This is a genomic window from Alistipes sp. (genome assembly GCF_048465635.1).
Taxonomy (GTDB): Bacteria; Bacteroidota; Bacteroidia; order Bacteroidales; family Rikenellaceae; genus Alistipes.
The window spans coordinates 1-13460 of sequence record NZ_DBFWLF010000018.1 but is presented as its reverse complement, the minus strand read 5'-3'; the positions used below and the strand labels follow the sequence as shown (position 1 = coordinate 13460).

Below are 13460 nucleotides of genomic sequence, written 5' to 3'. Positions count from 1 at the left end.
GGTTAGAAGATGAAGTTGAATCCGGCGGAGAACGACCGGTTGCGCGGATAGGCGCTGAAATCGAGGCTCGGCATCAGGTCTCCGGTCTGCCCCTGGCGCGTGTTCACCTCGGGATCGTAACCCGAATAGTCGGTGAAGACCCAGAGGTTCTTGACCGATGCGAAAACCTTAAGCCCCTGCATGCCGATCTTGCGGGCGATCTTCTGGGGGAAACCGTAGGAGAGCGTCACATCGCCGATGCGCAGGAACGAACCGTCCTCGAGCATCTTCGAGGTGCAGAAATTGAGCGCCGCCCCGCCCGGCATGCGGTATTTGGCGTCGGAGTTTCCGGCGAAGACCATCTCGCCCGTCTGGTCGTAGAGTGTCGGCGACCAGGCGTTGCGCATGGCTGCGATCTGATTGTGACCGTCGCGTCCGCTGGTGAGCGAGTGGAGGTTGGCGTTGAAGACTTTCGCACCGTAGCTGAACTGGAGCGAAAAACTCAGCGTCAGATTCTTATAAGAGAGCGTATTGGTGAAGCCGCCCGTGAACAGCGGCTCTCCGCTGCCGAGGATGACCAGATCCTCGGAGTTGATCTTGCCGTCGCCGTTCTGGTCGCGGAAACGGTAGTCGCCGGGCCGTACGCTGGCGATCTTCTGCCCGAGCACCTCTTTCAGACCTTGGTCGTCGATCTCGTACTGCGAGCCGTAGACTCCTTCGATCTCATAGCCGTACCATTGTCCGAGGCTGCGCCCCTCGCGGATCATCACGAAGTTGCCCGAACCGGGGATGATGCCCGGGTCGAAGCCCATCTCGCCGCCGGGTCCGATATCGAGCACACGCGAGCGGTTGAAGCCGATGTTGAAGTTCATCGACCAGTTCCAGCGGCGGTTCGATACGGGCGTGGCGTCGAGCGTGAGTTCGATGCCCCGGTTGCGGATGGCGCCGATGTTGGCCCATCCCTTTTCGTAGCCGGTGACCAGCGCGGCGTTCTTTTCCAGCAGCAGGTCGCGCGTCTGCTTGTGGTAGAGTTCGACGGTCAGCGCCAGCCGGTTGCGGAAGAAGGCCATGTCGACGCCCACGTTGTACATGTCGGTCGTTTCCCACATCAGCGCAGGGTTGGCCGGCCGGTCGATGATCGCTCCGTAGGAGAGTTTCTCCCCGTCCATCGGATGCAGGGCCGTCGTGACGGTCGAGAGGCTGCGGTAGGCCGGGATGGCCGTATTGCCGCTGCGCCCGTAGCCGAAGCGGAATTTGAGGTTGTGGAAGACGTCGAGGTCGCGGATAAACGGCTCCTCGCTCGCGCGCCAGGCGGCGCCGACCGAGGGGAAGCCGGCCCACTTGTTGCCTGCGCCGAAGCGCGACGAACCGTCGGCCCGGTAGCTGGCTGTTACCAGGTAGCGTTCCTTGTAATTGTACTCCGCGCGGGCGAGGAACGAAACCATGTTCCAGTGGACGATCGTTTTGGTGGGGATTTGCGGGGCAAGACCCATGCCCAGTCCGTCGACCCCCAGGTTGAGGGCCGGATAGTCCTGGTTCTCGGTCCGCACCGCGTCGCTGCGGTAGGTCTCGACGGTCGATCCGACCAGCACCTTGAGGCGATGGCCGCTTTTCCAGCGGTTGGCGTAGGTGAGGAACGCCTCCCCGGAGAGTTTCTTGCTATCGGCCGTCGACTGGATTGCGCGGCCGTTGGCCTTGAAACCCTGTTCGGTGTCGGCCGGGTAAAAGACATCGGTTTTCTGGTGGTTGTCCTCATAGGTCCCGGCTCCGCGCAGCGAGATGCGGGGCGTGATCTGCCACTCGAGCGCCAGCCGTGCCGTGAAGTTGTCCTTGTAGCGGTCGTTGGTGATGTCGCGCACCTGTGCGTAGGGATTCGAGATGACCGTGCCCTCCTCGTCGCCTGTACCCTCCGTCAGGTCGGACGAGGTGGCCGGGGTGGTCGGCGGCTGCCGCAGCAGTTTCATGATCAGGCCGTCGGTGCTGCCCGTCGCCAGCCCCGAGTTTTTGGTGTGCGTGGCCGCCAGATTGGCCGTCATCGTCACGCTGCGGGCGAGTTGCTGCGTAAGGTTCAGACGGCCCGAATAACGCTCGTAGCCGCTGTTGACCACGATGCCTTCCTGGTTGAGGTAGCCGCCCGAAACCGAATAACGGGTGGTTTTGTTGCCGCCCGAGACGTTGACGCGGTACTCCTGAAAGAGGGCGTCGCGGAACATCAGGTCCTGCCAGGCGGTGTTCACGCTGTCGGGCCGCGCATAGGCCTGCCAGTCGGTGTAGGGCGAATCGTCCGGCAGCACCCAGTAGTTGCCGTCGCCGTTGGGGTTGTCGCGCAGCACGGTCCCCTTGCCGAATGTCGCGGGATCGCTCCCGTAGGGGAAGTATTTCCAGGCGGCCTTGTAGCGGATCAGCGCGTAATCCGCCGATTCGAGCATGTCGTATGCCCTGACGGCCTGCTGGACGCCGAAATTGGCGTAGAGTTCCACGCGGGTCTTGCCGGTGGCCGAACCTTTGCGCGTGGTGACCATGATGACGCCGTTGGCCCCGCGCGAACCGTAGATCGCCGTCGAGGAGGCATCTTTGAGCACCTCGATCGATTCCACGTCGCCGGGATTGAGCAGCGAGGCGTCGTCCGAAATCACCCCGTCGATGACGAAGATCGGTGCGCTCGATGCGTTCACCGACGAGGCTCCGCGGATGCGGATGGTGTAATCCGAGCCGGGCGAACCGTCGTTCTGCACGATCTGCATGCCGGCGGCCTTGCCCCGCATGGCATCTTCGAGCGAAACGACCGCACGGTCGCTCAGCACGTCACTGTTGACCGAGGAGATCGAACCGGTCAAATCCGAACGGCGTGACGTGCCGTAGCCGATCGCCACGATCTCCACCTCTTTCATGCCCACGGCGTCCTGGGTCAGTTCCACGTCGACCACGCTCCGGTTACCCACGCGGTGCGAGAGCGTTTTCATGCCGAGCATCGAAAAGACCAGCACCGACTCCTTCGACGGTACGCCGAGCGAGTAGGCGCCCTTGGTGTCGGTCGTGGTTCCGTGGACCGAACCTTCGACAACGACCGAGACGCCCGGCAGCGGCACGCCCTCCGCGTCGGTCACGCGGCCCGAAACACGGATCGGGCCTTGCCCGCGGGCTTCGCACAGGCCGACGACGGTCAACAGCCCTGCAAAGAACAATAGTCCCAATTTTTTCATTTATATCGGTTTTAGGTTGGTTGGTCGTTGGAGCGGTTCCCGGCGGCCGATGCGTTTGCGACGGCATCCGGCGTCAGACAAAAATAGCCGGGTCCGATTAGGGCGCGGGTTAACAAGCGGGTTAACGCGACGAAAAAAACGTTAACCTCGCTTTTTCGTAGGAGACGACGCAATCTGTTGGTTTGAGGGTCGATACATGAAAATTAACCGGTGTGAGGCGCTTTTCGTTGCAAAATTGTCGTTTTTTGTTACCTTTGTAGCACATTCGGACACCTGATTCGCAAGCGTCTATGAAAACATATGGCCTGCTGCTCCTCTGCCTGCTGGCGGCGGGTTCCGTCGGCGGACGGGAGCCTGTCGCGTCGGGACTGCTCTTCACTTCCAAAACGGAATCCATCACGCAGCGCACCTCGCTCGAACTGTTCGACGGACGCGCACACCGTTTCTTCCGGAACTTCTCCCTCTCGTTCGATCTCTCCATTCGGGACGCGCGGCGTTTCGGCTACATCGTGCGGCTGGTCGATACCGAGGGGGAGGAGGCGAGTTTGGTTTTCGTCAATTTCCGGCCCGACAACAAATATTATATCGATTTCAATACCACGCGAACCGGCTGCAACATCCCGATGCGCATTCCGCCCGACATGTCGGGAACGGGCCGCTGGGTGACGGTCCGGATGGACTTCGACCTGGAGGCGGACCGGGCGGTCATCCACCTCGACAGTGCGGCCTACGAATGCCCGGGGGTGGGGTTCTCCGACCCGGCCCGGCTGAAAATATTCTTCGGGCTTCACGGCATCAACCTCGACGTTCCGGCGATGGCGCTCAAAAACATCCGTATCGAGCAGCGGGGACGGCTCCGCTTTCACATTCCGCTCGACGAATCGACGGGCGAAACCGTGCACGACGACCGGGGCCGTGCAGTAGGGAGCGTCGCCAATCCCGTCTGGCTGATCACCGAGCATTTCAACTGGGCGCCTGCGGCTTCGTTCGACGCGCCGCTGCGGGCGGGAGTGGCCTACAACTCTTCGGCCAATGAGGTCTACGTGGCGGGCCGCGATTCGCTGGCGATCTTCCGCACCGACACGCGTACGGTGGTCTACACCCCGATCGGGCGTGTCCCGATGCCGGTCGACGAGGCGATCTACAACCCCAAAAGCAACCATACCTGGCTCTACAACCTCGGAGCGCCCGATTCGCTCGCGCCCTCGGTGGCCCTGCTCGACATGGAGACGCTGGGAATCGTCGGGACCGGAGCGCCCCATATCCGCAACCGACTGCACCATCACAACGCCTTCTTCGATCCCGAGTGCGATACGCTGTTTCTCTTCGGAGGGTACGGCAACTTTACCTACTCCAACCGCCTCTACCGCTACGACCTTCCGACGGACGACTGGGTGGAGGTGAAACTCGCGGGCGGCGACTCGCTCGCTCCGCGCTTCTTCGCCGCGACGGGGCGCGGCCGCGACGATTATGAGGTGCTCTTGTTCGGCGGCTTCGGCAACCGGAGCGGACGGCAGGAACTCGGCGGGCGGAACCTTTACGACCTTACGGCTATCGACCTGGAGCACAAGCGCCTGCGCAAACTGTGGGAGATCGCACCCGATTCGGCGTATGTTCCGGCCACCAATCTGTTGCTGGACAGGGAGAAGGAGCACTTTTACGCTTTGATCTATCCCCACCATCACGCTTCGTCGCAGCTCGAACTCTGCCGCTTCGACCTGCGCACGGGAGCGAGCGAGATCGTCAGCTCGCCCATTCCGATACTCTCCGAGGAGATCGCCACGCGTGCGTTTCTCTTCCGCAACGCTCCCATGAACGAATTGGTGGCGGTCCTGCGCGAGTACAAGGACCCGCAGACGGCCAACATCCGGATTTATACGCTCAGCTCTCCGCCCGTTTCGGCCCGCGAGCTGGTCGACTATGACCATCCGGTATGGCTCTCCCCGCTGCGGTTGCTCTCTCTGGCGGCAGCGGCCATTGGGATTGTGTGCTGCCTGCTGCTGTTCCGCCTGCGCCGTGGCGCGAACGTGCCGCCGCCTGACGAGGAGCGGCCTGCCGCAGTCGCGCATGCCGTCAGTCTCCGACGCAATGCGGTCTACGTCTTGGGTGATTTTCTGGCTTTCGATGCCCGCGGCCGCGACGTCGGATACCGTTTCAGCGCCAAACTCCGCAAACTCTTCGCCCTGATTCTGTTCCACAGCAAGGAGGGCGACAACGGTCTCTCCACCGAAAGGCTTACGAAGGCGATGTGGCCCGACAAGGAGTTGGCCGAAGCCAAAAACATCCGCGGGGTGACGATCAACCACCTGCGCAAGATACTGAACGACCTGCGGGGGATCGAACTGGTTTGTGAGAACGGACGGTGGCGGTTCCTTTTGGGCGAAGAGTTCTACTGCGATTACATCCGCTGCATGTCCCTGTGCCGCAGGATCGACGCTTCGGCAGCGGGTCCGACGCCCAGGCCGGATGCGGACGGGACGGCCGGGAACGGAGATTCGAGCGGTTTGTCCGCGGAGCAGGCCGATACGCTGACGGACGAGGCGATACGCGTCGTCGCGCGCGGTACGCTCTTCCCGCTGGTCGGGGAACCTTGGACGGAGGATCACCGCCGCGAATTTGAGAAAACCATCGAGCGAACCCTTCGCCGGCAGATTGCCGCGCTCAGCGAAACGGGCGCGTACGAGCGGGTGCAACGGCTGATCGGGGCGGCTTTCGCGGTCGATCCGTTGAACGAGGACATGCTTGAGGCCGGTGTCGCGGCACTCCGGAAACTGGGCCGGACCGACCGCGCACTCCTTTTGTACAACGAGTTTTGCGCCCGCTTCCGCGCTTCGCTCGAGGTGGACTATCCCCGTCCGTTCGAGGGCCTCTGAGGTTGTCGAACAGGCCGCGTGCCACAACCGTAATTAGCTCGGTCCGACCGTGAGCGACTGTCACGCGCTTCCGCGTCTGGCCCGATAGGAACTATCCGCGACCGTGCGGGAAAATCTGTTCGGGAACAGAAAAAATGTTCGTAGGTCGGTCCTATTTTTCCCGAAAAGACGATCGGTTGGAATTTTTTTGCTATTTTTGTTTTATTCGATGCCTTTTGTCGGCATTGTGCCCCGTAACCGCTCGAGATCGGATTTGTCTATCTAATATAATTAACCCAAAATAAACAGACGTATGAAAAAGAAAACTTGGATTTGGATAGCGGTTATTGCCCTATTCTTTATCATCATTGTTGCTGCATTGGGCGGCTCCGATAGCGCTACCACCGAGGCGACCGAAACGACCGAGGCCGCAAGTCCGTCCAAAGAGTGGGTCGAATTGATTACGCTGAGCGGCTCGGGCAATAAGAAATCGGCGGAATTCGACTATTCGGGCGGTAAAGCGCGGTTGCGTTACAATTTCCAGGCGAACAATATGGGCGTCTTTGCGGTGTATGTGGTCAAGGAGGGAACGGACATCATGACCGAAGGCGGTTTCCCCGAAGTCATGCTCGATGCCGGCGAGCAGGGCGAAAGCAATTTATCGCATCTGCGCAAGGGAACCTATTACCTAAATGTCACGTCGGCCAACGGAAAGTGGACCGTCACGGTAGAGGAGTTGAAGTAGCCTCTTTTTGAGCGGACCGATCGAAGTCCCCCGGCCTGGTCGGCCGGGGGACTTTTTTCGGCAGTGCGGAATCCGCTTTTGCAGCAATTCGCACCGCTTGAGCGCTGGAAACCCACCGGCCAGCGAGTCGAAGCGTTGACCGTCTATCCGCTCCCTCCGATCCGAAGGGAGCGGACGGAGGTCCGCCGAACCGCAAACCAACCGTCACGAATAAACGATCGGATACCCGGGTCGACGCGGGTATCCAGGCCGGATCGGTTCTGCCTGCATCCGTATTTGTCGACCCTATCTGCGCGCCGAAGCAGGCGATGCAATGGATTCTTGCATTGCCTGAAAATAACCTATATTTATTCTGGTTAAATTCGTTCGGATTATGCCCCAGAATAAATTTGCACTGGCCCGTTACTTTATCATCGATATGCTGTTGCATAAGAAACGCTACGCCAAAACATCCGAAGTCGTCGAAATATGCCGCGAACGAATCGGATACAGGGTCACGCGCCGCACGATCCAACTCGACATCGAAGCCATGCGCCACGACCCCCTGTTAGGGTTTCATGCTCCGATAAACTACTGTCCCTATAAAAAAGCGTATTATTACGCAGACAGCGCATACACCCTGCATCCGTTTTCCTTTACGCTGGAAGAGGCGACTCTGCTCGAAAGCGTGATGGAACAGTGCCGGCCATCCATTACACCCGGACATTTCAGCGTGCTGTGCCGGCTCGCGGAAAAAATCCGGTTCTATGCGTGCTGATCCCGCAAACAATTTTTCGTGAAAATTTTTCGTGGCGAAACAAAACTTCGCCATGCGGGCATATCTTGTCCGAAAATTAGGTTTATGGCATTCTGGAATAAACAAAACGGCGAATCGCAGACTTTCGCCGATCTGATCCGGGGATTGCAGCACTCCGTGAATGCGGCCATGGAGATGCTCGAAGCGCGCAACATCGAGCTGCTGGGCCGCTATTTCGACAAGGACGGAAATGCCGCCACACGCCGTCTTGCGATCAGCGACGATACGGCCATCGACATTCCGATCATCTCTATCGTCAATCCTTCGGCTATCAACATCAAAGAGGTGGAGATGGAGTTCGACGTGCAGATTCATGCTTCGGAACTCAAGCGTAAAGCCGCGCAGGAAGGCTTTCGGGTGGGGGATGAAGCCTATGACCTGAATATGGGGGTCGAACGCTCGAGCCTCGAAGTGAGCTTCGGCGGCAAGAAGAACCTTTCGACCATGAACGTGAAGATCAAATTCGAATCGCATCCCATTCCCGAGGGTCTGTCCCGAATCATCGAGGAGTTCGATAAAACCATCATCCCTTACGACCGGACAAACGAATAGTTCACTAACTAAAACTTACAACTATGGCTGACAGTGTAGCAAAAAATTTCCAGGGACTTCCCATTGCGGAACTCATCGCATCGCCTCTTCGCGCTGCGTGCGACTCCCAAAAACTCCTCGCCCAATCGGCATTCGAGTTTATGACTCAAATCGGGTTTGCGGATAAAGACAAACCCCGCTTGCTGGAATTCAGACTCGAACGCCCGATAGAGGGGCAGGGAGGGGCTAAATCCGAGGTGATGGTGCGCGCTCCGTTTCTGGGACTGGTTCCCATTCCCTCGCTGTTGATCGACGATGTACAGATCGATTTTCAGATGGAGGTCACCGACACGGCCACCAGCAAGGAGAATACCTCGTCGGAGGTCACGACCGAAGCCAATGCGAGTTTCCGGTTCGGCTGGTTCGGCAGCGGCAGCATCAACGTCAAGGGTAAAGTGTCTTCGGCCCGCGAAAACACCCGCTCGACCAACCAGACGGCCAAGTATCAGGTGCACGTTTCCGCCCGCCAGCAAGAACCGACCGAAGGGCTGAGCAAGCTGATGGATATTATGGCCGCCTGCATCGAGCCTATTCCGGCAGGCAATGCTTGAAAATAGAAATTCTTAAAACAGCATGGATTTATGTTTCGACCGAAACGTGAAACGAAACCCCCTGAAAAATACGGATTTGAAGATCTTTATCTGAAATCCCCCGTTTGGGGGCCATTAAACGCTCATGGTTGGGGAACTTCTATGGAGGTCGTTTTGAATGGAGGGGATTTGTCGGGAGGCAGCAAAGGGACGCCCCCCGAAATACATATGAAAAAAAGCTCCGGGTACATCTCAGGTCATTTGCTCAATGAGGAGTTAGGAGGATGGGGCGAAAAAAAGAACATGGTCCCCTTGACCAACCAAGCAAACAGCCTCCACGCAACCTACGAGAACTACGTCAAATTATTGATCACCATAGCTAAGTATTTGAAAGCGCACTTTGGAAAAACCTATGGAGTCTATTATAGGGTGGTAGCTGATGACAAATGGACCTCTCGTGATTTCGGCGGATATGCCCCTGTCAGTCTGATTTTGGATATCGAATTAATTCAATTTTTGGACGGTAGCCCAATACCGTTAAATAAGACCGAAACAGATTACTTCAACTCTCATTACCCTAAGATGGCATCAAAGTATGCCAAAATTAATATTCCGAATTGAATGCGAAAATGAGCCGATATTTCTCTCTCTCCGAACTCACGCGCTCCTCCACGGCTGCGGCTCGCGGTATCGACAATACGCCTTTGCCGGAAGTGACTGCACGATTGCAGCGTCTGATCGACAATCTGCTCGACCCCCTCCGTGAACGCTGGGGCAGACCGATCCGGGTAAACAGCGGCTACCGCTGCCCCGAGCTGAACCAAGCGGTCGGCGGCGTACCGACTTCGCAGCACTGCAAAGGCGAGGCTGCCGACATCACCGCCGGAGATTCCGAAAAGAACCGCGAGCTGTTCGAAATGATACGCAGCAGTTCGCTGCAATTCGACCAGCTGATCGATGAATCGGGCTACGCCTGGGTGCATATATCTTACAGCGCCAACAATCGCCGACAGGTGTTGCATCTCTGAGAATTTGGTCCGGATTGTACTGCCGTTGTGACGACCCTCCTTATGTGCCGCGTCGAAAGGAGGATTCGGCGGTTGGAAAAAAGAGGACCCTGCAAACTTATTTTGCAGGGTCTTTCCTGTGGAGAATACGAGAGTCGAACTCGTGACCTCTTGCATGCCATGCAAGCGCTCTAGCCAACTGAGCTAATCCCCCTTGGTGGGTGCAAAGATAAACCGATTTTTTCATTTGCGCAATATTCGGCCGAAAATTCCTGTGCTTTTTTTCGGCGCAAGGCGAAAAAGCCTACCGGATCGGCCTGCTGAAAGGGCCTTTTGACGGTAGTCGGATGTGCTGCGGGAAGAATTGCAAACTCTTCCGGCGGTTTGGCCATTTCGCGGATGCCTTCGAAGCCCGATCTTTGCACCATAATCGGAAACACTATGAAAAAGTCACGAATCGGAATCGTTTCGGCGCTGGCGCTGCTGGCGGGAGCGGCTGCTCCCGGGGCGCTCCGGGCCGAAACCCAAAACACGAAAACCATGAAAGCAATCGAATTGACCGAAGCGGAGTTCAAAACCGCAATCTTCGACTACACGAAGAACAACGACTGGAAGTACGAGGGCGACCTGCCCGCCGTGATCGACTTCTATGCCACCTGGTGCGGGCCCTGCAAGATGATGTCGCCCGTGATGGAGACGCTCGCGGGCGAGTACGAGGGGCGGGTGCGCGTCTACAAGGTGGATGTGGACAAGGAGCGGCGGCTGGCGGCGCTGTTCGGCGTGCGGAGCATCCCGACCTTCATCTTCATCCCGCGTGCGGGGAAGCCGCAGCACGCCACCGGTGCGATGGGCATCGACGACATGCGCAAGATCGTCGACGGCACGCTGCTCGGCAAGTAAAGGAACAGGCTGTCCCGGCCCTGATGCTGCCCGACGGCCGCAAACGAACCAATGATGAAACCGATCCTGTGGATAACCACGCTGCTGGCGGCAGGTACGCTGACGGCCCAAAATCGCAATGAAACGATGAAGCACTATCAACTGCCCCGCGAGGGGCGCGGAAATTCCCGACTGGAATACCTCGGAAAGTCGGTCGACGCCATGATCTACGAGTTCATGGAGCAGGAGGGCATCCCCGGCATGACGCTGGCCATCGTGCAGGCGCCCTACATTCCCCGCGTGGCGGGGTACGGCGTGACGGACCTCGAAGAGGGGCGGCTGGCCTCGGTGAAGACCCTTTGGCCCGCGGGTCCGATCTCGCAGGGATTCGCCGCGGTGGCTGTGATGCAGCTGGTGGAACAGGGCGCGCTGGCGCTCGGCGACCGGATCGGTGACCGGGTTCCGGGACTTCCCGAGGCGTGGAAGCGCATCACCATCAAACAGTTGTTGCAGCATAGCGCGGGTATTCCCGACTACCGCGAGCAGGCGGGTTTCGACGCGTCGGCCTCGGCGACACCCGCCGAACTGATCGCCTCGGTGGCTTCGCTGCCGCTGGCGTTTGAACCCGGGACCGAGGTGCGGCAGAGCGCCACGAACTTCCTGTTGCTGGCCGAAGCGGTCGAGCGGGCGGCCCGGATGCCCTACCGCGAATTTGTCCGCGTGAATCAGATCGAGCGGCTGGGCCTGCGCGAGACCTTCTTCGGCGAGGAGCTGTCGCGGGTCCGGCAGGAGGATGTCGCGGCCACGAACCACCGCCACGAGCGCTTCAAGCACGATCCCGCCTACATCGACCCGGCGGAGACGACCGTGGGTTACGCCGAGCGCGACGGGATGCTGGAGGAGGCGGCTCCGCTGGGACCGTCCATGAAAGGTTTCGCCGACGTGTGGGCTTCGGCCGAGAACATCAGCCATTGGGACATCGGCCTTGCGGGCGGCGTGCTGATCGAAAAGCCCGAGAACCGGGCCGAGGTCTATGCGGCCACGACGCTCGACAACGGCACGCGGGTTCCGGCGATGGCCGGCTGGCAGTTCTACGCCCATCCCGGACTGATGGACATCAAGGGCGGCGTGTCGGGGCACTCGGTCTTTCTGAGCCGCTTTACCGACGCTTCGGAGCTGGTCTGCGTGACGCTGATGGCCAACCGCGAGGGCGTCGACCTGACGAACCTCGCCCGGCGGATCGCTGCGGCCTACGACGGGCGGCAGCTGGGTACGGGGGCCGACGACAACCGACTCTACACCTATGAAAGTCCGTTCGGCGTCGACGAGACGATGACCCGTATCGAGGGGCAGCTGGAGGCGTTGCAGATCCCCGTCTTCGCCCGCTTCGACCACGGCCGCAACGCTGCGGAGGTCGGGCTGGAGCTGCGACCCACGAAAGTCGTGGTGTTCGGTGCGCCGCAGGTCGGCACGAAACTCATGCAGCTAAATCCGAGCATCGCGCTCGAGCTACCGCTGCGGATCGCCGTCTGGGAGGATGCCCGGGGCAGCGTGTGGGTGGCTTTCCCGCAGATGCGCGCGCTGGGTGCGGCCTACGGCATGGCCGACAACCCCGTGATCGGCAACATGCAGCGCCTGCTGGAGGGGATCGTCCTACGAGCGGCAAACGTATACTGATAAGAGCGACAGGCGGCCGTGCGGTCGCCTGTCGCTCTTATCAGTAATTAAGAATTAAAAATTAAGAATTAAAAATTTTAGGGCAAGATTAATAAGACAGAAGTCTGTTAAACTCTTAACTCTTCATTTTTAATTTTTAATTCTTAATTCTTGCTCACTCCACCTCCCAGGTAGCCCCCGAGTGCAGCAGCTCGTCCACCGAGTGGATGTTGCTCTGGGCGAGAACCTGCTCGACCTGCCGCTCGACGGCCGCGTCGTAGACCGCGTCCTGCTCGACCTGCCGGATGACGCCCAGCGCCACGGGATAGTCGGGGTACTTCATGGCGGCGAGCATCGAGTGGAGCGTCGTGTCGCTCTCGTGCGCGTCGTGCGTGAGCACGTCGTCGAGCGTGTAGCCCTCCTCGCCGACGGTCACCACCTTGAGCTTCATGTTCTCGAAAACCAGCCCCTTGCGGCGGTCGGCCCCGAAGAGCATCTTCTCGCCGTGGCGCAGCGTGATCGTGCGCTCGGCGCGCGTGGCTTTGTCGGCAGCGAACGCCGCATGGGTCTTGTCGTTGAAGATCACGCAGTTCTGCAACACTTCGACCACCGACATGCCCTTGTGCAGCGCGGCGGCGACCATGCACTCTTTCGAAAGCATCACCTCCATGTCGATCGAGCGGGCGAAGAACGTGCCTTTGGCTCCGATGACCAGTTCGCCGGGGTTGAACGGCTTCTCTACCGTGCCGTAGGGCGAGGTTTTGGTGATCTTGCCCAGCTTCGAGGTGGGGGAGTACTGGCCTTTGGTCAGGCCGTAAATCTCGTTGTTGAACAGAATGACGTTCAGGTCGACGTTGCGGCGGATGGCGTGGATGAAGTGGTTGCCGCCGATGGCCAGCGAATCGCCATCGCCCGTGGTGACCCAGACGTTCAGCCGCGGGTTGGCAACCTTGACGCCCGTGGCCACGGCGTTGGCGCGCCCATGGACGGAGTGGAACCCGAAGGTCTTCATGTAGTAGATGAAGCGCGACGAACAGCCGATGCCCGACACGAACGTGAAGAGGTTGTGGGGCGTGTCGGTGGCGTCGGCGACCTCCGGCAGCGCGCGCTGCACGGCGTTGAGGATGGCGTGGTCGCCGCATCCGGGGCACCAGCGTACCTCCTGGTCGCTTTTGAAATCCGCCGGGGTATAATTATAGGTTGCCATAATGGATTACTTCAA

General features: G+C 59.4%; 12 protein-coding genes and 1 tRNA gene. 9 read left to right on the top strand and 4 right to left on the bottom strand.

All coding sequences use genetic code 11. The features are described from left to right. Positions 1-2: 2 nt before the first annotated feature. Entirely contained in the window at positions 3-3182 is a 3180-nt protein-coding gene (locus ACMO9O_RS07340) for a SusC/RagA family TonB-linked outer membrane protein (protein ID WP_418983192.1), read from the bottom strand. Positions 3183-3472: 290 nt separating this feature from the next. On the opposite strand from ACMO9O_RS07340, the gene ACMO9O_RS07335 reads away from it, so the two are divergent. The 7 genes from ACMO9O_RS07335 (at position 3473) to ACMO9O_RS07305 (ending at position 9724) form a co-directional block, all read left to right on the top strand. After that, positions 3473-6055: a BTAD domain-containing putative transcriptional regulator gene (locus ACMO9O_RS07335; RefSeq protein WP_418983191.1), complete on the top strand. Its 2583-nt coding sequence runs from the start codon at positions 3473-3475 to the stop codon at positions 6053-6055. 292 nt (positions 6056-6347) lie between these two features. After that, entirely contained in the window at positions 6348-6779 is a 432-nt protein-coding gene (locus ACMO9O_RS07330; RefSeq protein WP_418983190.1) for a hypothetical protein, read from the top strand. Between the two features lie 373 nt (positions 6780-7152). Further along, positions 7153-7536, top strand: a complete 384-nt coding sequence (locus ACMO9O_RS07325) for a hypothetical protein (RefSeq protein WP_418983188.1) — start codon at positions 7153-7155, stop codon at positions 7534-7536. Between the two features lie 84 nt (positions 7537-7620). Further along, positions 7621-8127, top strand: coding sequence for a DUF2589 domain-containing protein (locus ACMO9O_RS07320; RefSeq protein ID WP_418983187.1), 507 nt, complete (start codon positions 7621-7623; stop codon positions 8125-8127). Positions 8128-8150: 23 nt separating this feature from the next. Further along, on the top strand, positions 8151-8717 hold the full coding sequence (locus ACMO9O_RS07315) for a DUF2589 domain-containing protein (RefSeq protein WP_418983186.1): 567 nt from the start codon (positions 8151-8153) through the stop codon (positions 8715-8717). 30 nt (positions 8718-8747) lie between these two features. Then, on the top strand, positions 8748-9317 hold the full coding sequence (locus ACMO9O_RS07310) for a DNA/RNA non-specific endonuclease (RefSeq protein ID WP_418983184.1): 570 nt from the start codon (positions 8748-8750) through the stop codon (positions 9315-9317). Between the two features lie 8 nt (positions 9318-9325). Then, complete coding sequence (locus tag ACMO9O_RS07305; protein WP_418983182.1) at positions 9326-9724, top strand: D-Ala-D-Ala carboxypeptidase family metallohydrolase; 399 nt, start codon at positions 9326-9328, stop codon at positions 9722-9724. A gap of 119 nt (positions 9725-9843) precedes the next feature. Here the strand turns inward: ACMO9O_RS07305 and ACMO9O_RS07300 are convergent. Beyond that, a tRNA-Ala gene (locus ACMO9O_RS07300) sits at positions 9844-9917 on the bottom strand. Further along, the gene (locus tag ACMO9O_RS07295) at positions 9895-10131 is read right to left on the bottom strand and encodes a hypothetical protein (RefSeq protein ID WP_418983181.1); all 237 of its coding nucleotides are present in this window, start codon (positions 10129-10131) and stop codon (positions 9895-9897) included. Before ACMO9O_RS07295 ends, ACMO9O_RS07300 begins: the two co-directional genes overlap by 23 nt. Before the next feature lie 13 nt (positions 10132-10144). On the opposite strand from ACMO9O_RS07295, the gene trxA reads away from it, so the two are divergent. Then, complete coding sequence (trxA, locus tag ACMO9O_RS07290; protein ID WP_418983180.1) at positions 10145-10603, top strand: thioredoxin; 459 nt, start codon at positions 10145-10147, stop codon at positions 10601-10603. 51 nt (positions 10604-10654) lie between these two features. Continuing rightward, positions 10655-12259 carry a serine hydrolase gene (locus ACMO9O_RS07285; protein ID WP_418983179.1) on the top strand — a complete coding sequence of 535 codons (1605 nt, stop codon included), beginning with the start codon at positions 10655-10657 and terminating at the stop codon, positions 12257-12259. A 154-nt stretch (positions 12260-12413) separates the two neighbouring features. On the opposite strand, the gene ACMO9O_RS07280 is transcribed toward ACMO9O_RS07285, so the two are convergent. Continuing rightward, positions 12414-13445: a 2-oxoacid:ferredoxin oxidoreductase subunit beta gene (locus ACMO9O_RS07280; protein WP_418983178.1), complete on the bottom strand. Its 1032-nt coding sequence runs from the start codon at positions 13443-13445 to the stop codon at positions 12414-12416. Positions 13446-13460: the final 15 nt, after the last annotated feature.